This window comes from Kineosporia babensis (assembly GCF_021129305.1).
GTDB lineage: Bacteria > Actinomycetota > Actinomycetes > Actinomycetales > Kineosporiaceae > Kineosporia > Kineosporia babensis.
Genome location: NZ_JAJOMB010000033.1, coordinates 21,552 through 47,835, shown reverse-complemented (window position 1 = coordinate 47,835; position 26,284 = coordinate 21,552). Strand labels below are relative to the sequence as shown.

Annotated in this window: 26 protein-coding genes; 12 read left to right on the top strand and 14 right to left on the bottom strand. The window is 68.7% G+C overall.

Annotation, left to right across the window (positions count from 1 at the left end):
* The first annotated feature begins 6 nt into the window (after nucleotides 1-6).
* Complete coding sequence (locus LR394_RS43865; protein ID WP_407937204.1) at nucleotides 7-339, top strand: DUF397 domain-containing protein; 333 nt, start codon at nucleotides 7-9, stop codon at nucleotides 337-339.
* A 56-nt stretch (nucleotides 340-395) separates the two neighbouring features.
* On the opposite strand, the gene LR394_RS38070 is transcribed toward LR394_RS43865, so the two are convergent.
* On the bottom strand, nucleotides 396-1,142 hold the full coding sequence (locus LR394_RS38070) for a dienelactone hydrolase family protein (protein ID WP_231449572.1): 747 nt from the start codon (nucleotides 1,140-1,142) through the stop codon (nucleotides 396-398).
* Between the two features lie 161 nt (nucleotides 1,143-1,303).
* On the opposite strand from LR394_RS38070, the gene LR394_RS38065 reads away from it, so the two are divergent.
* A complete protein-coding gene (locus tag LR394_RS38065) occupies nucleotides 1,304-3,199 on the top strand; it encodes a DUF6345 domain-containing protein (protein ID WP_231449571.1) in 1,896 nt (631 codons plus the stop codon).
* Nucleotides 3,200-3,273: 74 nt separating this feature from the next.
* On the opposite strand, the gene LR394_RS38060 is transcribed toward LR394_RS38065, so the two are convergent.
* Nucleotides 3,274-3,753 (bottom strand): cupin domain-containing protein, encoded by a 480-nt coding sequence (locus LR394_RS38060; RefSeq protein ID WP_231449570.1) that lies wholly within the window; start codon nucleotides 3,751-3,753, stop codon nucleotides 3,274-3,276.
* Nucleotides 3,754-3,876: 123 nt separating this feature from the next.
* Between LR394_RS38060 and LR394_RS38055 the strand changes: the two genes are divergently transcribed.
* Nucleotides 3,877-4,728 (top strand): hypothetical protein, encoded by an 852-nt coding sequence (locus tag LR394_RS38055; protein ID WP_231449569.1) that lies wholly within the window; start codon nucleotides 3,877-3,879, stop codon nucleotides 4,726-4,728.
* On the opposite strand, the gene LR394_RS38050 is transcribed toward LR394_RS38055, so the two are convergent.
* Nucleotides 4,722-5,345: a CG0192-related protein gene (locus LR394_RS38050; RefSeq protein WP_231449568.1), complete on the bottom strand. Its 624-nt coding sequence runs from the start codon at nucleotides 5,343-5,345 to the stop codon at nucleotides 4,722-4,724. The two genes, LR394_RS38055 and LR394_RS38050, sit on opposite strands and share 7 nt — an antisense overlap.
* A 49-nt stretch (nucleotides 5,346-5,394) precedes the next feature.
* Between LR394_RS38050 and bluB the strand changes: the two genes are divergently transcribed.
* Nucleotides 5,395-6,012 carry a 5,6-dimethylbenzimidazole synthase gene (bluB, locus tag LR394_RS38045; RefSeq protein ID WP_231449567.1) on the top strand — a complete coding sequence of 206 codons (618 nt, stop codon included), beginning with the start codon at nucleotides 5,395-5,397 and terminating at the stop codon, nucleotides 6,010-6,012.
* Nucleotide 6,013: 1 nt separating this feature from the next.
* Here the strand turns inward: bluB and LR394_RS38040 are convergent, their stop codons facing one another.
* From LR394_RS38040 to LR394_RS38025, 4 genes are all read right to left on the bottom strand, one after another.
* Nucleotides 6,014-6,265, bottom strand: coding sequence for a hypothetical protein (locus tag LR394_RS38040; protein ID WP_231449566.1), 252 nt, complete (start codon nucleotides 6,263-6,265; stop codon nucleotides 6,014-6,016).
* An 87-nt stretch (nucleotides 6,266-6,352) separates the two neighbouring features.
* Nucleotides 6,353-7,231 (bottom strand): carbohydrate ABC transporter permease, encoded by an 879-nt coding sequence (locus LR394_RS38035; RefSeq protein WP_231449565.1) that lies wholly within the window; start codon nucleotides 7,229-7,231, stop codon nucleotides 6,353-6,355.
* Nucleotides 7,232-7,241: 10 nt separating this feature from the next.
* Complete coding sequence (locus tag LR394_RS38030; RefSeq protein WP_231449564.1) at nucleotides 7,242-8,174, bottom strand: carbohydrate ABC transporter permease; 933 nt, start codon at nucleotides 8,172-8,174, stop codon at nucleotides 7,242-7,244.
* An 11-nt stretch (nucleotides 8,175-8,185) separates the two neighbouring features.
* Nucleotides 8,186-9,535, bottom strand: a complete 1,350-nt coding sequence (locus LR394_RS38025; protein WP_231449563.1) for an extracellular solute-binding protein — start codon at nucleotides 9,533-9,535, stop codon at nucleotides 8,186-8,188.
* Between the two features lie 229 nt (nucleotides 9,536-9,764).
* Between LR394_RS38025 and LR394_RS38020 the strand changes: the two genes are divergently transcribed.
* Together LR394_RS38020 and LR394_RS38015 are read left to right on the top strand one after the other, a co-directional pair.
* Nucleotides 9,765-11,618 (top strand): glycoside hydrolase family 2 protein, encoded by a 1,854-nt coding sequence (locus LR394_RS38020; RefSeq protein WP_231449562.1) that lies wholly within the window; start codon nucleotides 9,765-9,767, stop codon nucleotides 11,616-11,618.
* A gap of 37 nt (nucleotides 11,619-11,655) precedes the next feature.
* Nucleotides 11,656-12,657, top strand: coding sequence for a LacI family DNA-binding transcriptional regulator (locus tag LR394_RS38015; RefSeq protein WP_231449561.1), 1,002 nt, complete (start codon nucleotides 11,656-11,658; stop codon nucleotides 12,655-12,657).
* On the opposite strand, the gene LR394_RS38010 is transcribed toward LR394_RS38015, so the two are convergent.
* The 7 genes from LR394_RS38010 to LR394_RS37980 all read right to left on the bottom strand — a co-directional run bounded on the left by LR394_RS38010 (nucleotide 12,654) and on the right by LR394_RS37980 (nucleotide 18,573).
* The gene (locus LR394_RS38010) at nucleotides 12,654-13,052 is read right to left on the bottom strand and encodes a GlcG/HbpS family heme-binding protein (protein ID WP_231449560.1); all 399 of its coding nucleotides are present in this window, start codon (nucleotides 13,050-13,052) and stop codon (nucleotides 12,654-12,656) included. The genes LR394_RS38015 and LR394_RS38010 overlap by 4 nt on opposite strands.
* A 10-nt stretch (nucleotides 13,053-13,062) precedes the next feature.
* On the bottom strand, nucleotides 13,063-13,371 hold the full coding sequence (locus LR394_RS38005; RefSeq protein ID WP_231449559.1) for a glycerol dehydratase reactivase beta/small subunit family protein: 309 nt from the start codon (nucleotides 13,369-13,371) through the stop codon (nucleotides 13,063-13,065).
* Nucleotides 13,368-15,191: a diol dehydratase reactivase subunit alpha gene (locus tag LR394_RS38000; RefSeq protein WP_231449558.1), complete on the bottom strand. Its 1,824-nt coding sequence runs from the start codon at nucleotides 15,189-15,191 to the stop codon at nucleotides 13,368-13,370. Before LR394_RS38000 ends, LR394_RS38005 begins: the two co-directional genes overlap by 4 nt.
* Nucleotides 15,188-15,742, bottom strand: a complete 555-nt coding sequence (locus LR394_RS37995) for a propanediol/glycerol family dehydratase medium subunit (RefSeq protein WP_231449557.1) — start codon at nucleotides 15,740-15,742, stop codon at nucleotides 15,188-15,190. The genes LR394_RS38000 and LR394_RS37995 overlap by 4 nt, the downstream gene beginning before the upstream one ends.
* Entirely contained in the window at nucleotides 15,739-17,451 is a 1,713-nt protein-coding gene (locus LR394_RS37990) for a propanediol/glycerol family dehydratase large subunit (protein ID WP_231449556.1), read from the bottom strand. Before LR394_RS37990 ends, LR394_RS37995 begins: the two co-directional genes overlap by 4 nt.
* A gap of 72 nt (nucleotides 17,452-17,523) precedes the next feature.
* Entirely contained in the window at nucleotides 17,524-17,955 is a 432-nt protein-coding gene (locus LR394_RS37985) for a diol dehydratase small subunit (RefSeq protein ID WP_231449555.1), read from the bottom strand.
* A gap of 105 nt (nucleotides 17,956-18,060) precedes the next feature.
* Nucleotides 18,061-18,573 carry a gluconokinase gene (locus tag LR394_RS37980; protein WP_231449554.1) on the bottom strand — a complete coding sequence of 171 codons (513 nt, stop codon included), beginning with the start codon at nucleotides 18,571-18,573 and terminating at the stop codon, nucleotides 18,061-18,063.
* 347 nt (nucleotides 18,574-18,920) lie between these two features.
* Here LR394_RS37980 and LR394_RS37975 point away from each other — a divergent pair, with 347 nt between their 5' ends.
* The 6 genes from LR394_RS37975 (at nucleotide 18,921) to LR394_RS37950 (ending at nucleotide 26,248) form a co-directional block, all read left to right on the top strand.
* A complete protein-coding gene (locus LR394_RS37975) occupies nucleotides 18,921-20,225 on the top strand; it encodes a hypothetical protein (protein WP_231449553.1) in 1,305 nt (434 codons plus the stop codon).
* Complete coding sequence (locus LR394_RS37970; RefSeq protein ID WP_231449552.1) at nucleotides 20,222-21,214, top strand: transporter substrate-binding domain-containing protein; 993 nt, start codon at nucleotides 20,222-20,224, stop codon at nucleotides 21,212-21,214. The genes LR394_RS37975 and LR394_RS37970 overlap by 4 nt, the downstream gene beginning before the upstream one ends.
* Before the next feature lie 38 nt (nucleotides 21,215-21,252).
* A complete protein-coding gene (locus LR394_RS37965) occupies nucleotides 21,253-23,586 on the top strand; it encodes a serine/threonine-protein kinase (protein ID WP_231449551.1) in 2,334 nt (777 codons plus the stop codon).
* Between the two features lie 118 nt (nucleotides 23,587-23,704).
* Complete coding sequence (locus LR394_RS37960; RefSeq protein WP_231449550.1) at nucleotides 23,705-24,028, top strand: hypothetical protein; 324 nt, start codon at nucleotides 23,705-23,707, stop codon at nucleotides 24,026-24,028.
* An 83-nt stretch (nucleotides 24,029-24,111) separates the two neighbouring features.
* Complete coding sequence (locus LR394_RS37955) at nucleotides 24,112-25,272, top strand: GGDEF domain-containing protein (protein WP_231449549.1); 1,161 nt, start codon at nucleotides 24,112-24,114, stop codon at nucleotides 25,270-25,272.
* Nucleotides 25,273-25,306: 34 nt separating this feature from the next.
* Entirely contained in the window at nucleotides 25,307-26,248 is a 942-nt protein-coding gene (locus tag LR394_RS37950) for a hypothetical protein (RefSeq protein ID WP_231449548.1), read from the top strand.
* The last annotated feature ends 36 nt before the right edge of the window (nucleotides 26,249-26,284 follow it).

Below are 26,284 nucleotides of genomic sequence, written 5' to 3'. Positions count from 1 at the left end.
CAGGCCATGCGTCATGAACCGATGTCACCTGCTGGGACACGCTGGAAACGATCCAGCAGATGTAACAGCTCCACTTGCGTCGAGGTGCTCATCACGTCTCAGGCAGTGCATCTGCGGGACAGTCAGCGGCAGCATGATGTCCTCAGTGTCACCAGATCTGACTGGGCGCAATTTGTGTCTGCTGTGCACCTGTCCCAGGCGGTGGACTCGATGAGAATCGCCGACTCGGCTGGAAAGGTGCACGTCGGTAGCCGCACTGGTGACGGTTCTCTGGTCTTCGCTCGCGGAGACTGGGACGTGTTTCTCGAAGGAGTTCAGATAGGCGAGTTCGGCCTCTAGGTGGACGAAGTGGGGGCAGCCGAAGGCTGGCTGCCCCCACTGCTCTACGTTTGCAACTACGAACGTCCCTGGAAGAACGAAACCGCCTCGCGCAGTGCCAGATCCGTGAGTTCAGGATCGTGCCGCGCACCGATGTCGCGCATGAAAGCGTGCTCGCCCCCGGCGTAGACGTGCAGTTCCACGTCTTCCAGCCCGGCGGAGTAGAGGGCTGAGATCACCTGGAGGCGGGCGTCGGCGGGGACGTGGGGGTCCTTGGAGCCGAAAACGACGAGCAGGCGGCCGTTGATGTCGGCGGCGCGGGACAGCGAATCCGCAATGTCAGCGCCAAGTTTCCCGTCCTGCAGGCCGGTGGGGTAGAAGCAGACGGTGGCGGCGACGCGGGGGTCGAAGGCGGCGCGGAAGGCGAGGTGGCCGCCGATGCAGAAGCCTGTGACCAGGAGGTCGGTGACGTCGGGGCGGGTGGCCAGGTAGTCGAGGGCGCTGATCCGGTCTTCGTCGAACTCGGCGGTGGGCATGGAGGCGGCGCCGGCCATGCCTCGGGCCTTGCCCGGGTCGTCGAATTCCAGGGCCACGCCCGCCAGGTCGCCGCGCGGGTAGATCTCGGGGACGCAGACCAGGTAGCCGGAGGCGGCCAGGCGGCGGGCGGTGCGCAGGGTCGACTCGGTCAGCTGGAAGATGTCGGTGTAGAGCAGGACGCCGGGGCGGGGGAGGTCGTCGGCCGGGGCGATGATCACCGCCTGGATCTCGTGGCCGGTGCCGGGGGCGGTCGAGGGCAAGGACACGCGTTCTTCACGAAGCTTCACGGCACCGGACCTTACTCCGCAGGTCAGCGGCCCGCTCCGGACTACTCAAGGGTAGCGCAAAGTTAAATCCTGGTTGCGCAGCGTGTATCTGGCGGGCTCTTGATCCACTCCTTTCCGGGTGCCGGGCCTGCCCGTCCGGCCTTTCCGATCAGGAGTTTCCAATGCCCAGAACTACCCGGGGCCGTGCTGCCCTCGTTGTCTCGATGGCCGCGGCCACGACTGGTGCCGTGCTCATCCCGGGGGCCGCGCAGGCGGCGCCCGAGAAGGAATACACGGCAGTGATTTACGACGTCGTCCAAGAAGGTCTTACCGAGAAGGAGGCAGCGGTGCTGGCCCGCAGCGCAGGGGTGGGGAACGCCTTGCGCTCGGACGGTTCCTTCGCCTACGTCGACTCGAAGAGGTTCGCCCGAGTACCAACTCGCACGGTCACCGACACTGCCGGCAATCCGGTGAAGGGAAAGGACGAGTCCGGCCGGGAGGTGGTGTCCGAGGCGGTGGACACCGCAGCGCTGGCCGAGATCAAGACGCTGGCGCCGCGAGATGCGCTGCAGAAGGCGAAGGGCCTGCTCCCGGTGCCCGACGGCTACGGGGTGGTGCCGGTGGTCGGCAACACCACGGTGGACGAGAGCGACCTGAACGGAAGGGTCAAGCGCAGCGTCAACCTGGACACGACGGTCTCGTATCAGCTGACGCTGGGCGGGGTTCCGGTGATCGGTCCGGGGGCCAAGGCCCGGGTCTCGTTCGCCGGTGACTCGGTGGTCCAGCTCGGCCAGGCCGTGCGCAAGGTGAAGGCTGCGCAGAAGGTCACGATCATCTCGCCGGAGGATGCGCTCAAGACGTGCGTCCAGCTCTACGGCCAGGCGGTGAAGCAGGATCTGCCCACGCTCGGTTACTACGCCCCGGCCCTGACCGCGCAGCGCGCAAGCGGCAAGGGAACGGTCAATTCCGTTCTGCCGCATTACGTCTGCCAACCGCAGAGCCCGCTCGGTACCTCGGACAAGGCCCAGGGCAAGCTGGTCGCCGCGATACCCGGCCAGACTCCGAAGGTGGCGCTGAAGGTCTCGGGCGACGGGTCGGTCATCGCCGCTGCTGCGGGCGTGCGGGGTGGCACGGCGCCGGTCTCGTACCGCTGGTCCTCCTCGACGGCGACGCTGGAGGGCGAGACCGGAGCGCAGGTCAAGTACAAGGGAGTGCGCCGGCCGGAGAAGGGCGACGTGATCGAGACGGTGACGGTCACCGCGACGGACGCGAACGGCCTGGTCTCGACGGCGAGCGTGAGCCTCACCAATTTCAAGGGTGAGGGCAAGGCCGAGGGGGCCCAGGGCGGCGCGGGCGGTTCGCTCGCCAGCAACGGCATCGAGCAGACGATCGACGAGTGGCAGTGCGCCCAGGACAGCGCCAACGGGTTCAAGTCGGTGATGAAGAGCCAGGGGCACAGCATCGCCTTCGACTGGCGGGGCGCCAGCGCCTTCGAGAAGGACTTCAAGGACAAGGCCCAGGGCGGCTGGGACGACAGCTACGTGGACAAGGTGGACGCCCAGTGGTACACCGGGCACGGCTGGTCCGGCGGGTTCACCTTCAAGGGCAAGAACGACGACGACCGGATCACCCCGGCCGACGCCCGCTGGGGTGACGTGAACCTGGAGTGGCTGCAGCTGGAGAGCTGCCAGGTGCTGAAGGACACCAACGGCAAGAAGGACTACTTCGCCCGCTGGAGCAAGGCGTTCCAGGGCCTGCACCTGATGAACGGTTTCGACACCAATGCCTACTGCATCCCCGGCGGTACCGGGAAGACCTTCGCCAACTACCTTTTCGAGGAGAAGTTCCTCTGGTGGACGGTCCGGGACCCGCTGACCGTGCAGCAGGCCTGGGCCTCGATGGCCGGCGACCTGGAACCGGCCGGGGTGCGCTGGCGTTCGGTCAGCCCGGCCACCGCGAGTCTGGTCACCAACCTCAGTGACTACTACTGGGGCGAGGGCCCGGTCGGCCCGGACATCCGGCCGAACGCGGCCGTCAACAAGCTGGCGGGCTTCTGGTCGGTGAGCGGTCTGGCCTGACCCGACCTGACCTGACCTGAGCGATCGAAGCAGCCCACCTCTCCGTCGGGAGGTGGGCTGCTTCACGTCAAAAATCAGTCGAGCCAGTAGGTGTCGTGCTCGATCATGAACTCGGCCCGCTGCTCATCGGTGAGTTCGGCGAGCTTGGGCAGCCCTTCGAAGTACCCCTCGCGCGGAGCGCCAGGGGCGAACAGCAGGAGCATGGACGCTGGTTCGCCGGATTCGTTACGGAATCCGTGAATGCCGCCTTCCGGAACGTACAGGAAATCGCCGGCGTGAGCATCCGTCCATCGATCGCCGTCGAAGAGCCGCACGGTGCCGGACAGAATGAAGAACGACTCCGAGATGCTGCGGTGGAAGTGCGGATCCGGGCCGCTGAGCGGACCGAGGAAGTCCCAGCGGTACAGCCCGAACTTGCCCCCGGTCTGCGCCCCGGTGGCCAGATAGCTGGTGACCGTCTTGGTCAGCGGCAGTTCCGGCTCGGCATCGCCCGGCCTGAGCCAGGCAGTTCTCTCGCCGTACTCGCCGTGGTACACGGGCGGTGGATAGGACACGCTTCCCCCTTCGGCACGTTGTGATCAAACTACGCCGGAACCGGCACCGATGTCCCTCGTTCGGTCGGCATCGGTGCTGCGCGCGATGCGCTCTCCTGTAGAGGTTCAGACGAAGGCAGGAAGATGACGACGATCAAGACCGGACACCCGGTTCCAGCCCCACGATCCGGACGGCAGCGCCCGCTTCTCGGCGACCTGGCCGCTCAGGCACTCCTGGCCGACTGGCTGGCGGCCGGGACGGTGGTGGGCCACGGCTTCGCCAACTTCTACGCGATCACCTCTCGGCCGGACGTCGAAACGGTCCGCCGGGTCAATCTGATGAAAGGGCGTCCGCCGGAGCAGCCCGGAAGCGTGACCGTGCCCCCGTCGGCCGTGTCCGAACTGTTCGACTGGAATGCCCTGCCCGCGGGTCTGACCCGCCGTCGTCTGCTGACCGTGATCGACACCTTCTACGGCTTAGGGCCTTTCGGATTCCGAGGCCCGGCCGCGCCGCACATCCCCGACCATCTGACCGTGACCCAAGCCGGCGTGCGCACGGTTCAGCTGATCGCCCCCGGATATGCCTGCCCCTCAAACGCTTTCCTGGCTCGCTGTCTGGACGCTACCGGCGCCGATCTGCTGTACATCACCTCGGCCAACCGCTCCCACCACGCCGAAGGCGCCGAAGACACGCCCGCTCACTACAAAGCCACCGGACTGCAAGCGGAATTCGGCCCGGTGTCCGGCTTCGCCCTGCTCGAGCATCCGGACGAAGCAGCTGCCCGCGCCGCCTACCCGCGGTTCGATCCGATGTCCACGTCCATCCTCAGCTTTCACCGCGAAACCCCACCCGATCATCTCGGCCGACCCGCTCTCACCCTCGAACGACACGGTTCACTACCGACGGACGATGTGCGCGCCTTGCTGGACGACCTGGGGCTCGGGTGTGTGGTCGCCGCACACGCGAAGAACCGTCTGCCGCTGCGGTCCTACTGACGAATCCCGGCTACCACCACGGGTTCTGCATCGGCCCAGCGCACCGTCAGGGTCTGGCTCACCCCGCTGAGCTCCCGCCCCACCACACGCGCAACCACCAGCACCGGCCCGCCGGTCTGGACCACGGTGTACCCGGCCTCGTCGTGCGGCTGGGCTCCGGCCACCGGCGGCACCGGACCACCGGCCTTGCCGCTGCCCAGCGCGGTGGCGGTGGGCGTGCGCTCGGTCAGGCCGCCGGCCCCGTCGTCCACCATTTCCTTGGCCTGCGAGTCACCGGTCAGGATCACCCGAGTCGTCTCCGCCGCCCACACCGGGTCACCACAACCGTCGTAAATCCACCGGGTACCCAGCACCGAGTGCTCGGTGGTGCCGATCAGATGCTCATCGGCCCCGCGCAGCGGCTCCGCGCGGTAGGTGGCCGGCACGTGCAGCACATCGCCGTCGTGGGTCTCGAGCAGGAACGTCTCGATCCCGACCTGGCCGGCCGGGTCGTCGAAGCGGTAGGCGCCGATGCTGCGCACCCCGGTGACTCCGTCGGCCCAGGCTCGCGAGCGCAGCCAGGGGGTGAGCAGCTCGATCTTCGACGGCGTCAGCGTGGCCTTGTGGATGTGAGCCATGCAACGACCCTAGTGCGGATGGCTGTCCGGCACCCCGGAGAATGGCCGCGTGCCTGAGTTGTACGAAGTGATGTTCCGCCGCCGGGATGTGCGGGCCGAGTTCACCGGGGAACCGGTGGCCGACGAGACGCTGCGCAGGGTTCTGGAGGCCGCGCACTCGGCCCCCAGCGTGGGCATGTCCCAGCCCTGGGACTTCCTGCTGATCCGCGACCTCGCCACCCGCCAGGCGTTCTACGACCACGTGCAGCACGAGCGCGACGTCTTCGCGGCCACGCTCCAGGGCGAGGAGGCGGAACGGTTCGCCCGGATCAAGATCGACGGGGTGCTGGAGTCGAGCCTGTCGGTGGTGGTGACCTACGACGCCGCCCGCGGTGGACCGGCCGTGCTGGGTCGGCACGCGATCGCCGACGCCGGCCTTTACTCGGTCTGCCTGGCGATCCAGAACCTCTGGCTGGCGGCCACCGCCGAGGGCCTGGGCGTGGGCTGGGTGTCGTTCTACCGCGAGCCGTTCCTCTCCGAGCTGCTGGGCATTCCTGAGGGAGTGCGGCCGCTGGCCTGGCTCTGCCTGGGCCCGGTGAGCAAGTTGCAGGAGGTGCCGGACCTGGAACGGCACGGCTGGCGCCGGCGTGCCCCGCTGGAGGACTTCCTGCACTTCGACAAGTGGTGACTCAGGGCCCGCCCTTCCAGTGCTCGATCCGGTCTGCCGTGAAAACCTGCACCGGGCCCAACCGCAGCACACCGTCGGTCAGCGGCACGCAGCGAATGCTGCCCTTGCCGAAGTAGCGGTCGCCGACCACGCCCAGCCCTTCCCGCACGGTGATCTCCTCGACCAGTTCTCCCGGTTCGGCCGGCACCGGCCCGTCCGACGGCCGGCCCTCGAAGCGGTGGACCGGGGAGACCAGGAGTTCGACGATCTGCACGGCGCCGAGGCTCTCACACAAAACCACAACAACAACGGACGTCCACGGGCCTCCCAGAGGCGCCGCGGACGTCCGTTGTCGGTGCCCTTACTTGATGCCGGTACTCGCGATGCCCTGCGTGATCTGACGCTGGGCCACCAGGAACACCGCCAGCAGCGGCAGCAGACCCAGCACGGCCGAGGCCAGCACCTCGGCCTGGTTCACGCCGGTGGCGCCGAGCAGACCGCTCAGACCCACCGGGATGGTCTGCGACTTGGTCTGGGTCAGCACCAGCAGCGGCCACAGGAAGGCGTTCCAGGTGGTGACGAAGGTGAAGATCGAGACCGCGGAGATCGCCGGGCGGGTCAGCGGCAGGCAGACCTGCCAGTAGATCCGCCACCACGAGGCGCCGTCGATCCGGGCCGCCTCGATCAGCTGATCGGGGATGCCCTTGAAGAACGAGCGGAACACGAACACCGCGACCGGCGAGGCGGTGGCCGGCAGGATCAGCGCCCAGTAGGTGCCCAGCAGGCCCAGCGCCCGGAACTCGATGAACTGGGGCAGGACCAGCGCCTCCATCGGCACCATCAGGCCGGCCAGGATCACCACGGCCAGGACGTTCTTGCCCTTGAAGCGCAGGTGGGCCAGGCCGAAACCGATCAGCGAGCAGACGATCACGGTGAGGATCACCGACAGCGTCGAGATCAGGAAGCTGTTCAGGTACCACCAGCCGATCGAGTTCAGCCGGAACGCCGCCGTGTAGGCCTCGAAGGTCCAGTTGTCCGACCAGATGCTGATCGGGTTCGCGGTGATCTCGGTGGCCGGGCGGAACGAGGTGATCACCGTGAAGGCGAACGGCACCAGCCAGAGCAGCGCCCACAGGGTCAGGCAGGTGGCGGCCAGCCGGTTGAACGTCTTCGAGCCGAGCTTGTCGGCCTGCGAGCGTTCCTTGCGCTTGGCCGGGCGCGAAAGGGTTGCTGTAGTCATCGTGGGCTCCTCACGCGTCCGCGCCGCGACGGCGGGTGGCGATCATCCAGACGGCGGAGATGGCGACCAGGATCAGGAAGTAGACCATGGTCGCCGCGGCCGCGTAACCGCCGCGGTAGGTGGTGAAACCGGTGTCGTAGATGTACTGGATCACCGGCCGGGTGGTCAGGTTCGGCCCGCCCGCCAGCAGGATGAAGATCTGGTCGAAGACCTTCAGCGAGGCCAGGATCTGCAGCATCAGGACCAGGCCGATGGTCGGGCGCAGCAGCGGCACGGTGATCGAGCGCATCTGCTGCCAGGCCGAGGCCCCGTCGATCGCCGCGGCCTCGTAGGTGTCCTCCGGAATGTCCTGCAGCGCCGCGGTGTACAGCACGAAGTTGAAGCCGAAGGTCCACCACACGGTGAGGATGGTGACCGCCAGCCAGGCGCCGTTGGTGCTGCCCAGGAAGTCCGGTACCGGCAGCCCGATCCCGCCGAGAACCTTGGCGAACAGCCCGATCTCGGGGGCGTAGAGGAAGGCGAAGATCAGCGCGACCGAGGCCGACGGCACCACGAAGGGGGCGAAGAAGGCGATCCGGAAGAACCAGCGGTTGCGCACGATCCGGCTGGCCAGGATCGCCGCGACCAGCGGCAGGACGACCAGGAAGGGCACGGTCAGCAGGGTGAACAGGGTGCTGTGCCACATCGACTTCCAGAAGTCGAGGTTGCCGAGCACGGCCGTGTAGTTCTCGAACGCCACGAAGGCGCCGAGCTCGTTCTTCACCGTGGCGGTGTTGAAGAAGCTGATCACCAGGCCGACCAGCACCGGGCCGACCAGGAAGAGGCCGTACAGCACCAGGAACGGGGTGGAGAACAGCCACCCGGCCTTGTTGTCCCGGCCCGTGGTCTCGGCCGAGGTGGTTCGCACCTGGGCAACTGCGGGAGCGGTCGTTGTCGTTGTCACCTATCTGCTCCTCAGCTGACCGGCGCGTTGGTGTCGGCCAGCTTCTTCAGCGCCGACTTGATCTGGCTGGTGCCCGCGGCGGGCTTGGTGGCCCCGGTGAGCACGGTGGAAACCACGCCACCCATCTGGTTCTGGAAGTCCGAGCCGGCCCCGGTGTACCAGCCGTTCGGGTCGTAGACCGCGTTGAAGGCCGCGTCCACGTAGTTCTTCTGCGGGCTCAGCTCCTGGAACTCGGCGCTCTCCTGCACCGGCAGCCAGGCCGGGACGTGACCGCCGCCGGTCCAGATCGTGCTGTTGTCCAGCAGCCCCTGGACGAACTGGGCGGCGTACTGCGCGCGTTCGGCCGAGCGGCCGCCGGCGGCCGGGATGATCAGCGCGTGCGAGTCGGCGTAGGCCACCGGCTCCTCGCCGAGCAGGGCCGGGATCGGCACCATGTTGTACTTCAGCTCGCTGCCGTCCGGCAGCTTCAGCCCGGCGTACAGCGGCAGGTTCCACACCCCGTCGAACAGGAAACCGGCCTCGCCGTTGCTGAACTGCGCGTTGGCCAGGGCCGGGGTGGCGCTGGCGGGCATCAGCTGCAGTTCGGTGGTGAGCTTCTGGATGAAGGCGAACGCCTCGTCCATCGCCGCGTCGTCCACGCTGACCCGGGTGCCGGAGTCCTCGACGATCGGCCCGGCCAGACCGCTGTAGACGGTGTAGAACCAGCGCCAGACCGTGGACGGGTCGGTGATCGTCGGCATTGTCGCGCCGAAGCCGCCGGTGGCCTTCTTCAGCTCGGTCAGCGCCTCCACGAAGGTGTCCGCGCCGGAGATGTCGATCAGGTTGTCGCCCGCGGGGTTCAGCAGACCGGCCTTCTCGGCCGCGGCCTCGTTGTAGTAGAGGACGAAGGGGTGGGTGTCCAGCGGCAGCGCCCAGGTCTCCCCGTCGATCGTCGCCTTCTCCCAGGCGGCCGGGGTGAACTTGTCCTGGGTGACGCCCAGCTGCTCCAGCCCGGTCTCCCGGTAGGGGGTGAGCAGGCCGGCCTGGGCCAGGATCGGCAGCCGGGACAGGTGGGTGACCGCCACGTCCGGCGGCCGCTGGCTGGAGGCGGCCAGCGAGAGCTTCGTGTAATAGGGGTTACCCCAGGACAACAGGGTGGATTCGACCGAGTGGCCGGTCGTCTTCTGGACCTGCTCGACCATCGTGCCCAGGTTCTCGCCGTCGCCCCCGCCGAACAGATGCCAGAAGATGACATCCGCGGTGGCCGGCTGGCCTCCGGTCAGGCTGGTGGCTACCGGCGAGCCACAGGCGGACAGCAGGCCCGCCAGCGACAGGCCGCCTCCCATGGCCAGGAAGTTTCGGCGTGTGTACGAACCACGCATACGGCATTCGCTCCTCATTGTGCGGCCCGCGCTCTCAGGGACGTGCCCTTCGGGTGGGTGGAGGTTTACACACCCGTTTGCATCGATGCAAGGCCTGTCCGGGCTGGTTCTGTTTTTGTGACCAGTGGATTACGCATGTCGTCCCACCTGCGGGTTGCATCGTTGCAAAGTCAGGCCTCATGCTGGCACCGGACTGCCGATGACGCCGCTTGAAAGAGGGAACGCAGACGTGAAGGCGACAGCACAGGACGGTTCGTACCCCCGGCCCCTGCTCCAGCGGGGCGAGTGGACCAGCCTCGACGGCAGCTGGGACTTTGCCCACGACGACGCAGGTCAGGGCCTGGCCGGGCGCTGGTACGAGATCGGCGCCGAGGCCGGCTTCGACCGGAGGATCGAGGTGCCCTACCCGCCGGAGTCGCCCGCCTCGGGGATCCACGACACCGGTTTCCACCCGGTGGTCTGGTATCGCCGGACGGTCGCCGACCCGGTGCTGGCCCGGGCCGACGGCCGGCGGGCGCTGCTGCACTTCGGCGCGGTGGACTTCGTCGCCGACGTCTGGGTGGACGGGCAGCACGTGGCGCACCACGTCGGCGGGCAGACCCCGTTCAGCGTGGACGTCACCGACGTGCTCGCCGCCGGCCAGGCCGAGCACGTGATCGTGGTGCGGGCCGAGGACGACCCGTTCAGCATGGTGGCCCCGCGCGGCAAGCAGGACTGGCGGGACAAGACCCACGGCATCTGGTACGAGCGCACCACCGGCATCTGGCAGACGGTCTGGGCCGAGTCGGTGCCCGCCACGCACGTCACCGAGGTCTACTGGCGCCCGGACGTGGCGCGCACCGCCGTGCACGGCGAGGTCACGCTGAACCGGCTTCCCGAGGGCGCGGTCGTCGCGGTCACGGTGAGCTTCGGCGACGAGGTGCTGGCCGAGCAGAGCACCACGATCCGCTCCGAGCGGACCGAGCTGGACCTGAAGATCCCGGCCCTGACCAACGGCCAGGACCGGGCCCGGCTGCTGTGGAGCCCGGAACACCCCAACCTGATCGACATCACCGTCGTGGTGCGGGACTCCTCCGGCACCGTGCTCGACGAGGTGGCCAGCTACACCGGCCTGCGCGACGTGAAGGTGGGCGGCGGGGCGTTCAAGCTCAACGGCGCGCCGATCTACACCCGCTCGGTGCTGAACCAGGGCTACCGGCCGCAGACCCACAACGCCAGCACCGGTACCGCGCAGCTGCGGGCCGAGGTCGAGCTGCTGCTGGCGATGGGCTTCAACTCGGTCCGCAACCACCAGAAGGCCGAGGACCCGCGGTTCCTGTTCTGGGCCGACAAGCTCGGCCTGATGGTCTGGGGCGAGACCGCGGCCGCGTACTCGTTCTCCAACGACGCCATCGAGCTGCTCACCCGCGAGTGGACCGACCTGGTGCGGCGCGACCGCAGCCACCCCAGCCTGGTGGTCTGGGTGCCGTTCAACGAGAGCTGGGGCGTGCAGGACATCGCCACCGACGCGGCCCAGCAGAACTTCTCCAAGGCGCTCGCCGCGCTGACCCGCGCGCTCGACGCGACCCGTCCGGTGATCTCCAACGACGGCTGGGAGCACGTGGACAGCGACATCCTGGGGATGCACGACTACACCACCACCGGTCCGGGCCTGACCAAGAACTGGGGCACGGCCGAGGCCGCCGACGCGCTGATCCGCTCCGAGCTCGGGGTCCAGGGCCGCAAGCCGATCGTCGATCCGATCGCCCTGGCCAAGTGGGACGCCGGAGTGGCCCCGCTGATGATGACCGAGTTCGGCGGCATCTCGCTGTCGGCGGACCCGGAGGACTGGGGCTACGCCAGCGTCACCTCGCCCTCGGAGTACGAGAGCATCGTCGGCGAGCTGTTCGACGCGCTGCGGGCCGCGCCCACCGTGGTCGGCTTCTGCTACACCCAGTTCATGGACACCGGGCAGGAGACCAACGGCCTGCTCTACGCCGACGGCACGCCCAAGCTGCCGGTCGAGACGATCCGCGCGATCGTCACCGGCACCAAGGACAGCAGCAAGCTGGAGGCCGGGGCGACCAACGGCTGGCAGGACTGAGTCCCTGAGGGCCGGGGCGATGTGAGAAGGTGCCCGGATGGCGGTGACCTTGCGCGACGTGGCCGAGAAGGCGGGCGTCAGCGTGCGTACGGTGTCCAACGTGGTCAACGGCTTCCAGCACATCGCCCCGGCCACCCGGGCCCGGGTCCAGGCCGCCCTGGAAGAGCTGAACTACCGGCCCAACCTGGTCGCCCGCAGCCTACGGCAGGGTCGCACCGGCATCATCATGCTGGTGCTGCCCGAGATCAACGTCTCGTACTTCGGTGAACTGGCCCACGAGGTGGTCGACTACGCCACCTCGGTCGGGATCACCGTGCAGATCGACGAGTCCGGCGGGGATCCCAAGCGGGAGAAGGAACTGCTCACCTCGCTCGCCCAGGCCAGCTGGGTGGACGGGGTGCTGTTCAGCTCGCTGGGTCTGCGCGGGGTGGACCTGGCCGGTCTGGCCGGCTCCCGGCCCCTGGTGCTGCTGGGCGAGCGCACCGCCCGCACGTCGCTGGACCACGTGGGTATCGACAACGTGGAGGCGTCCCGGCAGGCGGTGGCACACCTGGTCGAGCGTGGGCGCACCCGGATCGCCGCGCTCGGGGGGAGTGGCGGCGCCCGGGATGCGACCTCGAAGTACCGGTGGAAGGGCTTTCAGCAGGGCATGCGGGCCGCCGGGCTGGACCCGGACGGCCTGTACCTGCGCACCCCCGACTATCGCCGGGGCAGTGCGTCGGCTGCGGTGAAAGAGCTTCTGCAGTGGGGCGAACGCCCCGACGCGCTGTTCTGTTTCAGCGATGAGCTGGCTGCCGGGGCGCTGCGTGAGCTGTACGAGCAGGGCGTCCGGGTGCCCGACGAGATCGCGGTGGTCGGGTTCGACGACATCGAGGCATCCCGGTACAGCACGCCCGCGCTCAGCTCGATCCGCCCGGACAAGGCCGGTATCGCCAAGACAGCGGTGGACGCCCTGCTCCGGCGCCTCGACGATCCGCAGGGCGAGACCCACGACTATGAGGTGCCTTTCGAGCTGATAATCCGGGAAAGCAGCGGCTAGAAGGCGCTCAGGCAGGCCTCGGCCACGGTGACGTCCTGTTCCACCGATCCGGCGCTGACTCCCACCGCGCCGATGGTTTCGCCGTCGCGGATGATCGGGATGCCGCCGCCGAACGTCACCAGGCCACCGGAAGTCTGTTCCAGGCCCCAGAGTTCGGCCCCGGGCTGAGTGGCCGTGGCCAGGTCGCCGGTGGGCATGTTCATCATGATCGAGGTGCGGGCCTTCCGGGCGGAGATGTCGATGCTGGCCTTGATCGCCCCGTCCATCCGGGCGAACGCGATCAGGTGAGCGCCGTCGTCGACCACGGCGATGTTCATCGGCTGGCCGATTCGGGTGGCCTCCTTGATCCCGGCGTCGATCATCCGCTGGGCATCGGTCAGGGTCAGGCGGCTCATGCTGGCTCCTTCAAGGGGTGAGTGGGGCGCCGATCACGACACGGGCGGCCTGCTGGCCGGCCTGCCGTGCGGTTCTCGTTCGGGTGATGGGTTTTTCGCGGGGTAGTTTTGAATGATGGACGATTGTCAGTCCGGTTGCGTCCAGGCCGATCCCGACCTCCAGCGGGGAGCGCTGCGCGGCCTGGTAGGCCAGATCCAGGGCCTGCCCGTCGGCCTGCGGTACGACCTCGAACGGCACGCCCTCCTCTTCCATCCCGGCGCAGATCTCGCGCAGCAGGTCGGCCGGGCCTGAGGTCAGAACCAGGATGTGCGGTTTCATGACCGGGACAGCACCAGACCGCTGGCGACCGCGTTGCGAGGGCCTTCGCTACCCCTGACATTGCCGGTGCCGCAGACGATTCCGTACGGCGCCAGGGCATCGGCGATCAGCTCGGGAATCTCGAAGTCCAGGGCGGAACCGCCCAGCAGGACGACGAAGCCGATCTGCCGCAGGTCACGGTAGGGCGCGATCTGTTTGAGGGCCCGCAACGCGTTGACCACGAACACCCGCTGCTTGGCCGTGCGCCGCACCTGGCGGATGCGATCGACGCTGTGCCGGACCGGGATCGGGACCAGCGCATCGGTGGACAGCACCACCACCCGGGCGAACACCTCCGGCGGCAAGGGCTCCTCGAAGAACTGCACCGTGCCGTCCTCCAGCCTGAGGTGGAAGAAGCTCTCGGCCTTGGCCAGCGGCGACTGCTTGATCTCCTCGGCCACATCGCGTTCCACGCCGAGCTCGGAAGCGATGAGCCGGGTGACCAGATCACCCGCGCCGGCCACGTGCACGGTGCTGATCGCCCCCGAACGGTCGGCCAGCGCAGCGTCGGTCGAGCCACCACCCAGGTCGAGCACCACCAACGGCCGGTCGGTGCCGGGCGTGGTCAGGGCGCCCCGCGTGGCCATTTCCGCCTCCACCCCGCCGATCACCACCTCTACCTCAGCCGCACCTTCCCTCCGTAGACGCTGGGAGATCGCGAGAGCAACCTGCTGCATCGGGCCGTGGCTGGTCCGGACCATGGCCGCCAGCGCCACCGCGTTCTCCAGCGCGACCTCACCGGCCAGCCCACCCCGCACCTCCTGCGGTACGAATGTGTCCACCGCCAGCAGGTCACCGATCCGGACCTCCGCGAGATCCACCCCGGAGACGTCGGCCATGTTCTCCTTGACCGACGCGAGCATCCCGCCGACGTTCGTTCCCGCCTCGCCCGACGCGTCCTTCATCGGTGTGACCCGGGCCAGCGCCGCCATGATCGCCTCGGCACCTTCACCGACGTCGATCCGTACGGTGCTGGTTTCGCCTCCCAGCTCGAGCGTTCCGGCCGGGATGTGCCGATCGCTCACCTCGCCGGAGGGTGTGCGGACCACCACGGCCGAGCGAATGCCGGTGAGAGCTCGGGCCACCGGCGAGACCGCTCTGGTCTGATCCGCGTTCAGCTCGAACACCGTGGCCAGGCCGTAGGCGTTGGACAGCGTCCGGATGGTGCGGCCGGGCGCGGCCACTTCCACCGCCGCAGTCATGCCCAGTGGTACTGACGAGACCAGCCGCACCTCGTCCACGATCGGGATCGAGCAGCTGATCCGGTTGGCCACCAGCACCGCGTCGTCATTGCCGAGTACGGCCCCGCGCAGGTCCACCCCGCGTTCCAGCGCCGCGTTCAGGGCCTTGCTGACCACGGCGAAGTCGATGCCGACCGGAACCACCACGATCACCTTCTCGCCGGGCGAACATTCGTCCAGTTCGCCGAACGCCACCGTGACTCCGACCCCGAGACCGGCCCCACCCGGGGTCCGCGGGTCGTGGCCGATCATCGTCGACTCGGTGATCAGGGTCTCGGTGATGGTCTCCATCGCCAGGCCACTGATCACCGGCGTCGCCTCGTTGACGAAAACTCTCTGCAACGCCGGTAAAGCCAGCCGGGACGTCCGCAATGCAGCTCGGACCGCCGCCTCCACCCCGTCCACGTTCGCCGTCGTCCCCTTGATCCCCGTGGTGGGAACCAGGCCGCTGCCCAGGAACTCGACGCCCTCCGCGGTGATCAGCGCGGCGCACGCCTCCGTGGTGGAATTGCCGATGTCCACCCCGACCACCAGACTCATGCGGTGAGCACGGGTTCGACCTCGACCGGCGGTGCTCCTTTCACCAGCAGCTCGCACTCCTTCAGGTGCAGCAGTGCGGCCTTGGCCTGCCAGCGCGGCCGGGCCATCTGGTCGTTCAGCGTCGGAACCGGTTGCGGTGATTCACCCTTGGCGTACTGCGCGGCGTTGCGGCCGATCGCCCGGAACACCTCCGGCGTCATCAGCGGCGACTGCGGGAACAGTTCCAGCGAGCTCAGCCGGGGCAGATCCTTCTGGTGGATCATGCTGGTGCCCCGGGCCAGTACCCCGATCCCGATGCCGGAACCGGACAGCCGGGCGGCGGTGTGGGCCATGGCGGCCAGGTCGGCGCGGGCCTTCACCTGGATCACCCGGGCCTGCACACCCTGTTCCTCGATCCCGGCCAGGATCTGGCGGACCACTTCGGAATGGGGGACGTCCACGATGGTTTTGGTGAAGAAGGTGGCGAATCCGGGGGAGAGGGCGAGGACCACCTCGTCCGGCCGGGCGCCCTTCTCGGCGCGGCCGATCTCCCGTAGCTCAAGGACGTTCACTGGACCTCCAGTTCGGGATTCTCCGCGCTGGTGACGTGGCGCAGCCTTTTCATCTGCTCCCAGCGCTCACCACCGGGCCGGTACCCGGTACCCGGGCCGGCGTAGTCGTTCGCGTCGTTCACCGCCGACAGTGGCTCCAGATTCGCGTCCAGGATCGCGCTGGTCTGCAGCAGATCACCGGAGACCCGTTGGCGCAGCACCGTCAGCAGGTTGTCGGCGATATCGGTGAAGCCGCTCTCGTGCAGCGCTTTCACCAGGTCCAGACCGGTCACCCCGCGTTCCATCACCGCGGCCGCACCCTTGAGGTCCTCGAGGACGTCGCGCGGTAGCAGATCGTTGGAACCGTGCGCGTAGACCGCGGTCTCGATCTCCTGATCGGTGATCGCCGGCAGGCCGAGATGCGCGAACACCGCCTGCAGAGCCTGCCCGGCGCGGCTACGGGCGGCCAGGATCTCCGGTTCGCTGACGTGCTGCAGCCCGCCGTCGATCTGGTAGTCGCGCTGAATCGCGTTCCAGTCGTCGTAGTCCTCGGCGTCCACGTTCGAGCCGGCGAACATGTTGTCGTAGTTCGGGGTGCTGGAGTATCCCGAGCAGACGAAGTCGGTGCCCGCCATGATCTGCGGCATCAACCGGGAGGTGCGGCGCATCGCGGAATGGCTGAACGACTGGTCGTTGCCGGAGGCGCACTCCAGGTCGAGCATGCTGGCGATCATGTTCTCGGCCGCCACCGCCCGGATCCCGCCCGGCACCGCCCCCGGCACCCCGATACAGCTGATCGATCCGTTCTGAAGACCCTGCACCCCAGCACCTTTGGTCACCAGGATGCAGCGGATCTCCAGGTAGAGCATCGAGCGGCCTTCGGCGTTGCCCATCTGCACCTCGGAACCGGTGCCGGAGGTGAAGCGCATCTTGATCCCGCGACTGGCGTAGGCAGCTGCCAGGAAGGCCTTCGACCAGGGGGTGTCGTCCCCGTCCACGAACACCGATTCCGTGCCGTAGACCGAGATCGTCTCTGCGTAGGCAGTGATCCCGCGCATGCCCAGGTCCAGCTCGGTGGCCTCTTCCAGCGCGCACTGGGTGAGTCGGCCGCCACGCCCGACCTGACCGCCGACCTGAAGGGCGATCGCTACCAACGGGGCGTAACGCACTACTCCAAGCGTTGTTTCAAGTTCGGAGAAGCCGCGTAGGGACGCTTCGGCCGCCTCCATCGCCACCTGCAGCGGGTTGTCGCGGGCGCTGGTGCAGTGCGCCTGGTTCGCCGGAGTGCGACGAGCCCGCATCTTCTGCATGCCCATCATGATCTCGACGATGTTCATCCGCTTCACCGTCTCCAGCAGCGCCGCCGGGGTCAGGCCGCGGGCGGTGCGCAGGACTTCGGTGCGGGAGACGTTGGGGTCGACCAGCATCCGGGCCACCTGCTGCGGGCCCAGCGCCATCGCCTGCTCGGCGGCGTCGACGTCGATCGCGTGGTCGGCGATGAACTGGTCCAGGAAGTCGAAGTCGGCCCGCTCCAGGCCGTCCATCTCGACGATCCGGCCGTTCTCGATCCGCAGGCTCGGTCGGGGGTCGAAGTCGCTCTCCATCGCGACCATGCCGACCTCGGGCCATTCCTGCACGAAGCCGTCCCGGTTGACCGGGCGGTTCTCCAGGACCTCGGTGCGCAGCGAGTGCCGGGGAGCTGGGGGTTCGGGGTTGGGCAACGAAGACATCGGACTCCTTGGGACTTCGAAGAATTACGGACGTCGGGGAACCGGCCGCGGATGACGCTGAGTTCGCTGGGCTCAGGCTTCGGTATCCGCGAGCAGGCCTCGCCGTTCGTAGACCTCGGCGGCCTCGCGGACCAGGGCGGCGGTGTCCCGGCCGCCGTAGCTGTCCTCCAGCTCGGCCGCGATCGCCAGCAGTTCTTCCTTGGTGGAGGTGTGCGGACGCAGCGCGTTGTAGATCTCGAGCACCCGGGCATCGGTCACCGCGATCAACTCGGCGGCGCGGCGGAAGTTCTGGCCCAGCTGCGGCCGGCCCGAGGCGTCCGCCACCTCGGCCTGGATCCGCAGCGTGTCCGGGGCGATCCGCAGGTCTTCCGGCTGCACCCGGCCAGAGACCACGTTCTGCATGGTGAGGTCGGAGATCGGCTTACCTGTAGGGGTTTTCAGCAGGTCGGGGCGCTTGACGCTGACCGGGTAGTCCTGGGCCGGGTCGAAAGCGGTCTCGGGCATCGCAACCTCCCTGATCCGCCGGACGGCTCCGTCGCGGCGTCGAGGTCACGGTGACATGCGAAACGTTGCACAAACGTTGCAGCGTGAAGCAAAGTAGTCGCGAGGCTACTCTTTGCGCTCGGTGTTGATCCAGGCCACGACGTCGCTGGTCAGCTCGCCGACCGGCTGCACCCCGTCCAGCGTGATCCCGTTCTCGTCGGGGCCCAGCGGCTCCAGTGCGGCCAGCTGGGAGTCGACCAGGGTGGCGGGCATGAAATGGTTCGCGCGCCGGGCCACCCTCTCGAGGAGTACGTCCTTCGGCACGTCGGGCAGGACGAACCGCAGCTGGGGCAGGCCCTCGCCGAGCGTTTCCCGATAGCGCCGCTTCAGCGCGGAACAGGCCAGCACCAGGCCGCTTTCGCTGCTCTGGAGGAGTTTCTCGTGCACCGTCCGCAGCCAGGGGGCCCGGTCCTCGTCGGTCAGCGGCACCCCGGCCGCCATCTTGGCCACGTTGGCCTGCGGGTGCAGGTCGTCGGCGTCCTGGAAGTCGACGCACAGCACTCCGCTGAGCGCGGTGGCCAGAGTGGACTTGCCGTTGCCGGAGGGGCCGAGGACGACGATCAGGGGTGCGGCGGTCATTCCTAGATCATTCCTGCTCTCGGCGGTGCGGGCACCTCCGCTCGCTCCCGGGTTCATCGGCGATGTGTACTTCGAGTACATCGTGTGCCGTGTGTACACGACGTGCACCGGCCCGGCCTCAGTGGTTTCCGGTCCGGTTCGGTCCGGATCTTGTCCGGGGTGCATCTTGGGCTGACAAGCCCGGCCCGCATCCAGCAGAGTGCTTGCAACGCGAAGCCGGGCGGATGCGTCCGGACAGCGGGACAGGGGAGTGTCGGGAAGTCGCTGCCGCAACCAAGAGGCTGCCGGTGCGCTGCATCAGGCATGGACTTCCAGAACTCGACCTCAGTGACGTCGGGGGAGGTCGCATGGTTGTGCCGGTGGTTGCGCGGGCCGGAGCCGTCCGGGCCCGGGGTGCCGGGGGCGAGGTGCGGTCCTATCTGGCCGCGCTGAACCGGGCCCGGCGTGCCTTTCTGACCGGAAGCCCGGGACGCTTGCGCAAGCTGGGAGCGGCCGGGGTGGCCGGGGCGCTGCTGGCCGGGGCCGGTGGGGCGCTGGCGATTGCCGTGATGACCAGTGCCCTGGCCCGGGCCGATGCTGCGCTGGAGCATCGGGATCTGCTGCAGTCCGCCCGGGTCGAGCTGTTCCGGGCCGATGCCAACGCCGCCGGAGCGTTCCTGAAGGGTGGGCTGGAGCCGACCGACCAGCGTCGTCAGTTCCTGGCCTCGTTGTCCTCGGCCTCGGGCGACGTGATCCGGGCCGCCGATCCCCAGGACGGCCGCTATGTGCAGGTCAACCGGGCGCTGACGGAGTACGCCGGGCTGCTCGAGACGGCGCGCAGCAGCAATCGGCAGGCCTTGCCGGTGGGCGCCAGCTACCTGCAGATCGGTTCTGGCCTGCTCAACCGCAGTGTCCTGCCGCCGCTGGGCGCGATGGCGGCCGAAGACACCGATCGCGCCGACGCGGCGTTCACCCTGGCGTTCTGGGCGGCGATCGGGTTCGTGGTCTGCGTGCTGGCCGGGGGCGCCCTGCTGATCTGGAGCCAACTTCAGCTGGCCCAGCTCACCCGTAGTGTCTTCACGGTGCCGGCGGCTGCCACCTCTGCGCTGTTGGCGGTGGTGACGTTGGTGGTTCTGGTGGCCGTGGTGCTGTCTTCGCGGGAGGCCGCCAGTGTGCGCGACGGCGATGTGCGTCGGGTGGCCGACCTGGTCGAAGCCCGGGCCAGCGCTTTCGAGGCCCGGGCGGCCGAGAATCTGACGTTGGTGGCGCGGGGAGCCAGACCCGAGGGCGAGGCTCAGTGGGGCGAAGCGGTGCAACGCGTGGAGACGGCTGTGGCCGACGTGCGTTCCGGCGCGGCGGAGCAGTTGTTCCCTAGCTTCCGGCAGTACCGGGACCGGCACGCCGAGATGCACGAGGCTGACGTGAACGGTGATTGGAGACAGGCGGTACGGCTGGCCACCGATCGTGGTTCGGACGGGCTGGCGGCCTCGTTCGCCACCTTCGACGCGGACTCGAGCGCGTTGCTCCAGCAGGTTTCCGTCGGGGCCGGTGAAGGGCTTCAGGACGCTCGCGGTGGCCTCCGGCAGTTCACGCTGGCCATGGTGCTGGCTGGGGTGATCGCCGCTGGAGGAGCCGCTTTCGGTAGTGCCCGGCGGCTGGGGGAGTACCGATGAGACGATCGCTGGTCACGGTTGCGGCGGCTGCGCTGCTGGCCCTGGGCACCGGATGCGCCGGTGCCACCGGGGCCACCGATCCGGACGACGTTCCGGCCGATCTGTCGCGGGCCTTGCCGGCCCACGAGTCCGGGCCGGCCCAGGCGTCCCCTTCTGCGTCACCGAAGTGCGACGATGCCGACCAGTCCTACGCACCGCTGCCGTCGCTGCCCGACCCGGCGACGTTCGCGGACGGGACGACGCTGGCGCAGATCCGGGATCGAGGCCGGCTGATCGTCGGTACCGCCGGGGACAAGCCCTTGCTCTCGGTGCGCAACCCCAGGACCGGTCAGCTCGAAGGCATCGACATCGAGCTCGCCAAGGCCATGGCCGAGGCGATCCTGGGCGACGCCGGCCGGGTCGAGTTCCGCACCATGCCCTACGGCGGCCGGGAGAAGGCGCTGATCGAGGGGGATGTCGACCTGGTGGCGCACTCGATGACGATGACCTGCGACCGCTGGCAACGGGTCGGGTTCTCGGCCGAGTACTACCGCGACGGTCAGCGGCTGCTGGTGCGCGAGGACTCGGCCGTCCAGGAGATCGAGGACCTGGCCGAGACCGGCGGCAGCGTCTGTGTGGCCAAGGGCACCACCACGATCGAGGAGGTGCGCCGGCGCCAGGTGGAGAACGTGGTGGCGGTGGCCGACGCGGCCGACTGCCTGGCCTACTTCCAGCGCGACGAGGTGGATGCGATCACCTCGAACGTGCTGATCCTGGCCGGATATCAGCTGCAGGACGGTTACGCCCGAATCGTCGGAGAGCGGCTCAGCGACGAACCTATCGCGCTGGGATTCCGTAAGGATGACGTGGAGTTCATCCGGTACGCCAACCGGGTGCTGGCCGACCTGCGGGAGAACGGCTCGCTGGAGCGGATCTTCACGCAGCGGATGCGGGACACCGGAGTTCAGCCGGATCTGGGAACGCCGGGGTACGGGAGGGGCGAGGGATGAGCGGATCGGGTAACCCCTCCAGCGGCCCTGGAAGTGGGGTGGGTACGTCTGACGGTGGGCTCTCGGTGTCGGCGGCCGATGGCGTTGCGGGGCTTTCGGTTTCCGGGTCGGACGGAAGTAGCGCCTGTACCGAGCCTGGGTGCGACGGTCTTTTCGAGGACGGGTACTGCAACGTCTGTGGTAGCCCGGAGCAGTCCTCGGCCGATCCGGACGCCGACCTCGGCACCGAGCCGGTTTCTGCCGCCACGGCCCTGGATTCGGCGGGCGGAAGTTCTCCCTCCGCACAGCTTTCCGGAAGTTCGGGATCCTCCGGGATCGGGCGGCTCGCCCTCGGTTCCCGCCGCGCTCACGAGAGCGGCGTGGCCACCAGCTCACGGACGTCCTCTGGTCCTACTCGAACCCGCGGACTGGGCCTCGGGCAGGGCATCACCACGGTGCCGGACCTGCCCGAGCGCGATCCTCTGGAGTCCGTTCTCACCGATCCCTCGGTCCCGGAGCAACGCCGATTCTGCCCGCAGTGCGGCAGGCCGGTGGGCCGCTCGCGGCAGGGCCGCCCGGGCCGGCCGGACGGGTTCTGCCCGAACTGCCGCTCACCGTTCTCCTTCACGCCCAAGCTGCGGGCCGGTGACCTGGTGGCCCGGCAGTACGAGGTGGTCGGGGCGATCGCGCACGGCGGCCTGGGCTGGATCTACCTGGCCCGCGACCTGAAGGTCTCGCGCCGCTGGGTGGTGCTGAAAGGGCTGCTGAACACCGAGGATCCGGACGCGATGGCGGCCGCGATCGCCGAGCAGCGGTTCCTGGCCCAGGTCGACCACGCGCGGATCGTCAAGATCCTGAACTTCGCCACCCACGAGGGCGCCGGCTACATCGTGATGGAGCACGTCTCGGGGCAGTCGCTGAAGCAGATCCTGACCGACCGGGCCGCGCTGAACGGCGGCGCGGTGGACCCGCTGCCGCCGGACCAGGCCGTGGCCTTCGTCCTGGAGGTGCTGCCCGCCTTCTCCTACCTGCACGAGCACGGCCTGGTCTTCTGCGACTTCAAGCCGGACAACCTGATCCAGGTGCAGGACACGGTGAAGCTGATCGACCTGGGCGGGGTGCTGCGGCTGGACGAGGAGCAGGTGGCGATCTACGGCACCCGCGGCTACCAGGCCCCCGAAATCCCGGAACTGGGGGCCTCGGTGGCCAGCGACATCTTCACCATCGGCCGGACCCTGCTCACGCTGCTGATCGACTTCCGCGGCAACACCACCACCTACGCCGTGGACCTGCCGGCCCAGGCCGATCATCCGGTGCTGGCCCGGCACGACTCGCTGTACCAGTGGCTGGCCCGGGCCTGCGCGGCCGACCGGGACGACCGGTTCGCCTCGTGCGAGGAGATGCGGGTGCAGTTGCTCGGGGTGCTGCGCGAGGTGGTGGCGGCCGACCGGGAGCACGCCGCGGAGGATTCGCACGCTTCGACCTTGTTCCGCCCACCGGCCGCGCACGACGAGACGCTGGACTGGCGCTCGCTTCCGGAACTGCTGGCCGTTGAGGACGATTCGCAGCTCGTGGCCGCGCTGGCGGCGGTTCCGCCGGACGTCGAGTCGGAGGTGCGGATCGCGGTGCTCGAGGCCGTGCCGGACCCCTCCACCGAGCTGCGGCTGTACCTGGCCGGGGCTCTGCTGGAGGCCGGGCAGGAGCAGCGGTGCGACGAGTTGTGCGGGCGGATCCTGGGGGTGGACAGCTGGGAATGGCGTGCGGTGTGGGTGCTGGGGCTGTCGGCGTTGCGGGCGGGCCGGTTCGACGATGCGCAGCAGGCATTCAATGCGGTGTACGGGGAGGTGCCGGGGGAACTGGCGCCGAAACTGGCGCTGGCCCTGGCTTGTGAGCAGCGCGATCCTGGATTCGCGGAACAGCTGTACCTGACCTGTTTGCGGACTGATGCGAACTACGTGGCGGCTTCGGCATTCGGCCTGGCGCGGGTGCGGTCGGCCCTGGCTGCAGGCGGGGTTATGGATGTTGCTGCGGCGTATGACTTCGTGCCGCCGGGGAGCCGGGTCTTCGTGCTGGCCCGGCGGCATCGGGCGGAGTACTTGATCCGGCACGGCGAGGATCTTTCGGTCCTGGAGTCGGCGCTGGCGGGGCTGCGGGCGGCGACGGTGGAGCCTGCGGTGGCTGCGCGGTTGCGGGCCGAGGCTTTGGAGCGGGCCCTGCACCTGGTCGATGGCAGCAGCTCGGGATCGTTGGACGGGGTTCCGGCCCAGGAAGCTGAGCTCCGGCTGGCGTTGGAGCAGACCTATCGAGCGCTGGTTCCCCTGACCGAGGACAAGGCGGAGCGGGTACGGCTGGTGGATCAGGCTCGCGCCGTCCGAGCCTGGACATGGACGTAAGGCCACCAAGAGAGCGTTAGCTGCGCACCCACGTCCCTAGGCTCTGGTTAAAGCCCATACCCCGGATCGCCGATTCAGCACGGGACTGGCCTGGGGGAGGCTGGAGAGGGGGCGCGGCGTGACGGATCGGTTTGCGCTGCTGCGCCGGGCCGGAGTGGCCACGCTGATCCTCGGTTCCCTGGCCTGCGCAGCGCTCCTGATCGCAGCCCCCATGGTTTCCACTACCCCCGGCAAATGGCTCACCTGTATCCATTGGGCGATCTCCGGTGGCATCGCCGTACTTGGCACGGTTCTGGCCCGCGGGTCGGCCGCGAATGCCCCAGATCGCGAGGGCTGGGGGTACCTCGTCGGCGGCCAGGTGCTCTGGTTCGTCGCCGTGGTGATTTACGACTTCTACGTATTAGCGACACCTGGCCGCCGTCCCCGACGGTGTCGGATCTGATGTGGCTCAGCGCGGGAGTCTTTTCCGCCATAGGTATTCGCAGACTTGCCCGGGCCCGCAACCGTGAGCGTGAACTGTCGTGGATGGAACTCGCCCCACTGGGAGCAGCCGTCTGCGTGCTGCTTCTGGTGCTGCTGTGGCCGGACATTCATGGCTCCACCCTCAGCACCGTTGCAGTGGCGACAATTCTGGCTTACCCCCTGATCTTCGTCTCCACGGCGATGGTGATGCTGCAGGCAGTGGTGGCCGGATCGCTGAGGCTGCGGCATAACTGGGGGCTGAGCATGCTCCTGGCCGGCCTGGTGGTCGAGGCGGGCACTTTCGTGGCCTGGGCACCGCCGCTGCTGAACCAGACCTACGTGGCGGGGGACAGCGCTCTGGACCCGCTGTGGACGATCGGCATGGTGCTGATCGGGATCGGCGCCTGGAAGGCCAAGCCGGCTGAGGGGCGGGCGGATCTGACCGGAGTACGCAACCGCGGCGGGGTACTGCCCACGGTCTCGTTCCTGCTGCTGTCCGTCGTCCAGATCGTGGCCACCGGCAAGGACGCCCGGATGGGGGCGCTGAGCATCGGCGTGGGCATGGTCGGGGTGCTGCTGGCGATCCGGGGTTCGGTGCTGCGCCGGAGCAATGACGAACTGCGGCACGACTCGCGCACCGACCCGCTGATGGGCATCGCGAACCGGCTGCAGCTGGCCGACGACCTGCGCGAGGCGGACGAGCAGGCCGCCTCGGGGGACCGCTACGCGGTGGCGCTGTTCGACCTGGACCGGTTCAAGATCTACAACGACCGGCTCGGGCATCAGGCCGGTGATCTGGCCCTGCAGTCGGTGGCGATGCTGCTGGACCGGACCAGCCGATCGAACGACCGGATCTACCGCTACGGCGGTGAGGAACTGCTGCTGTTGCTCCGTTCGGTGGACATCGAGCAGGCCCGGACCATCGTCGAGCGACACCGCGCGGCGCTGGAACAGGCCGGGCTGACGCACCCGGGCAACGAGCCGTTCGGGGTGATGACGGTGAGCGCCGGAGTGGCCTGCGTGCGCCGGGGTGAGACCCCGCAGCAGGTGACCCAGCGAGCGGATGAGGCGCTGTACGAGGCCAAGGCGGCCGGCCGGAACCGGGTGATGGCCTCGGGTGCGGCTACCTCGGCGGGGATCCCGAAGCCCCGGGCCGACTCCGATGCCCTGCACAGATCGGACGCAACGGCTTCATCGCGCGAGCCCCGACAACCTCGCGCATAGTGGAAACCGTTGTAGATCAGAAGGAGTGACGAACGTGCGGGCACTCATCCTCGACGGTCCGGGCGACCTGGGCCGGGCCACGGCGAGGGAACTGGCGGGGATGGGCGTCGAGGCGGTGCTCGCCGGGCGGGATCCGATCCAGTACGAGCAGGCGGTGAACCTGCGTGGCGATCTGGCCGACCTGTACCGGGCGGCCGGGCAGGTGGCCGTGGTGGTGAACGTCTCCGGGGTGACGGATCCGCGTCTGGCCGAGCGGGCTGCGGCGGCGAGCGCGGCCTTCGTGGAGATCGGCGACATGGTGTTGCCGGCGCATCCCCGAACGCCGGTCCTGGCCGGCGCTCGGCTGATTCCGTTGCTGGCCGGGGTGCTCGCGCGTGACGCGGTGGCCGGTGCGGTTGGGCTCGGCGTGATGGAACCGGTCCAGATCGGCGTGGTGCTCGGGGTCGGTGATCCGCAGAGCGCGGCCGATCTGGGCTCTACGTATGCGTTGCTGGGCACGTACTTCACCGATCCGGCCACCGGCGAAGAGGTGCTGAACTTCAGCGATGCCCAGAAGCTGGCCCTGCCCGACGGCCGCTGGCGCAGCTTTCTCCGGGTCGATTTCCCCGGCCAGCAGATGCTCACCGCCGGCCTGGGGCGGCCGGTGCGGACGTATCTGGCCACCGGTGACCGGTTCAGCACCGCCTTGCTGCAGCGGTTGACCCGGGTGCGCGGTGCCGCCGGGCTGCCCTCGGCGCTGCATCTGCCCGGCAAGCCGGGGTGGCAGGTCTTCGCCCGGGCCGGGCAGAGCCTCAGCTGGGCCGGTGGGCAGCGGCAGGCTGGTTACGCCGCTCGTATCGTCGCGATCGCCACCCGCCGGGCGCCGACGCTGGAGCCCGGCCTGCACCGGATCCAGGATCTGCTCACGCTCTCGGAGCTCGGCGATCTGGACGGCCTGAGCTCGGGGCGTTCTGTGCTTGGGGCTCCGCAAAGCTGAGATATGATCCAGCGTAGGGATTTTCGTTTCACCGTG

Coding starts and splice junctions, on each gene's coding strand:
- LR394_RS38035 (WP_231449565.1), bottom strand. CDS start 7,231: ATGACTACAGCAACCCTTTCGCGCCCGGCCAAGCGCAAGGAACGCTCG.
- LR394_RS38025 (WP_231449563.1), bottom strand. CDS start 9,535: ATGCGTGGTTCGTACACACGCCGAAACTTCCTGGCCATGGGAGGCGGC.
- LR394_RS38005 (WP_231449559.1), bottom strand. CDS start 13,371: ATGAAACCGCACATCCTGGTTCTGACCTCAGGCCCGGCCGACCTGCTG.
- LR394_RS37990 (WP_231449556.1), bottom strand. CDS start 17,451: ATGTCTTCGTTGCCCAACCCCGAACCCCCAGCTCCCCGGCACTCGCTG.
- LR394_RS38015 (WP_231449561.1), top strand. CDS start 11,656: ATGGCGGTGACCTTGCGCGACGTGGCCGAGAAGGCGGGCGTCAGCGTG.
- LR394_RS37970 (WP_231449552.1), top strand. CDS start 20,222: ATGAGACGATCGCTGGTCACGGTTGCGGCGGCTGCGCTGCTGGCCCTG.
- LR394_RS43865 (WP_407937204.1), top strand. CDS start 7: ATGCGTCATGAACCGATGTCACCTGCTGGGACACGCTGGAAACGATCC.
- LR394_RS38055 (WP_231449569.1), top strand. CDS start 3,877: ATGACGACGATCAAGACCGGACACCCGGTTCCAGCCCCACGATCCGGA.
- LR394_RS37980 (WP_231449554.1), bottom strand. CDS start 18,573: ATGACCGCCGCACCCCTGATCGTCGTCCTCGGCCCCTCCGGCAACGGC.
- LR394_RS37975 (WP_231449553.1), top strand. CDS start 18,921: ATGGTTGTGCCGGTGGTTGCGCGGGCCGGAGCCGTCCGGGCCCGGGGT.
- LR394_RS38010 (WP_231449560.1), bottom strand. CDS start 13,052: ATGAGCCGCCTGACCCTGACCGATGCCCAGCGGATGATCGACGCCGGG.
- LR394_RS37955 (WP_231449549.1), top strand. CDS start 24,112: ATGGAACTCGCCCCACTGGGAGCAGCCGTCTGCGTGCTGCTTCTGGTG.
- LR394_RS37985 (WP_231449555.1), bottom strand. CDS start 17,955: ATGCCCGAGACCGCTTTCGACCCGGCCCAGGACTACCCGGTCAGCGTC.
- LR394_RS38050 (WP_231449568.1), bottom strand. CDS start 5,345: ATGGCTCACATCCACAAGGCCACGCTGACGCCGTCGAAGATCGAGCTG.
- LR394_RS38065 (WP_231449571.1), top strand. CDS start 1,304: ATGCCCAGAACTACCCGGGGCCGTGCTGCCCTCGTTGTCTCGATGGCC.
- LR394_RS38000 (WP_231449558.1), bottom strand. CDS start 15,191: ATGAGTCTGGTGGTCGGGGTGGACATCGGCAATTCCACCACGGAGGCG.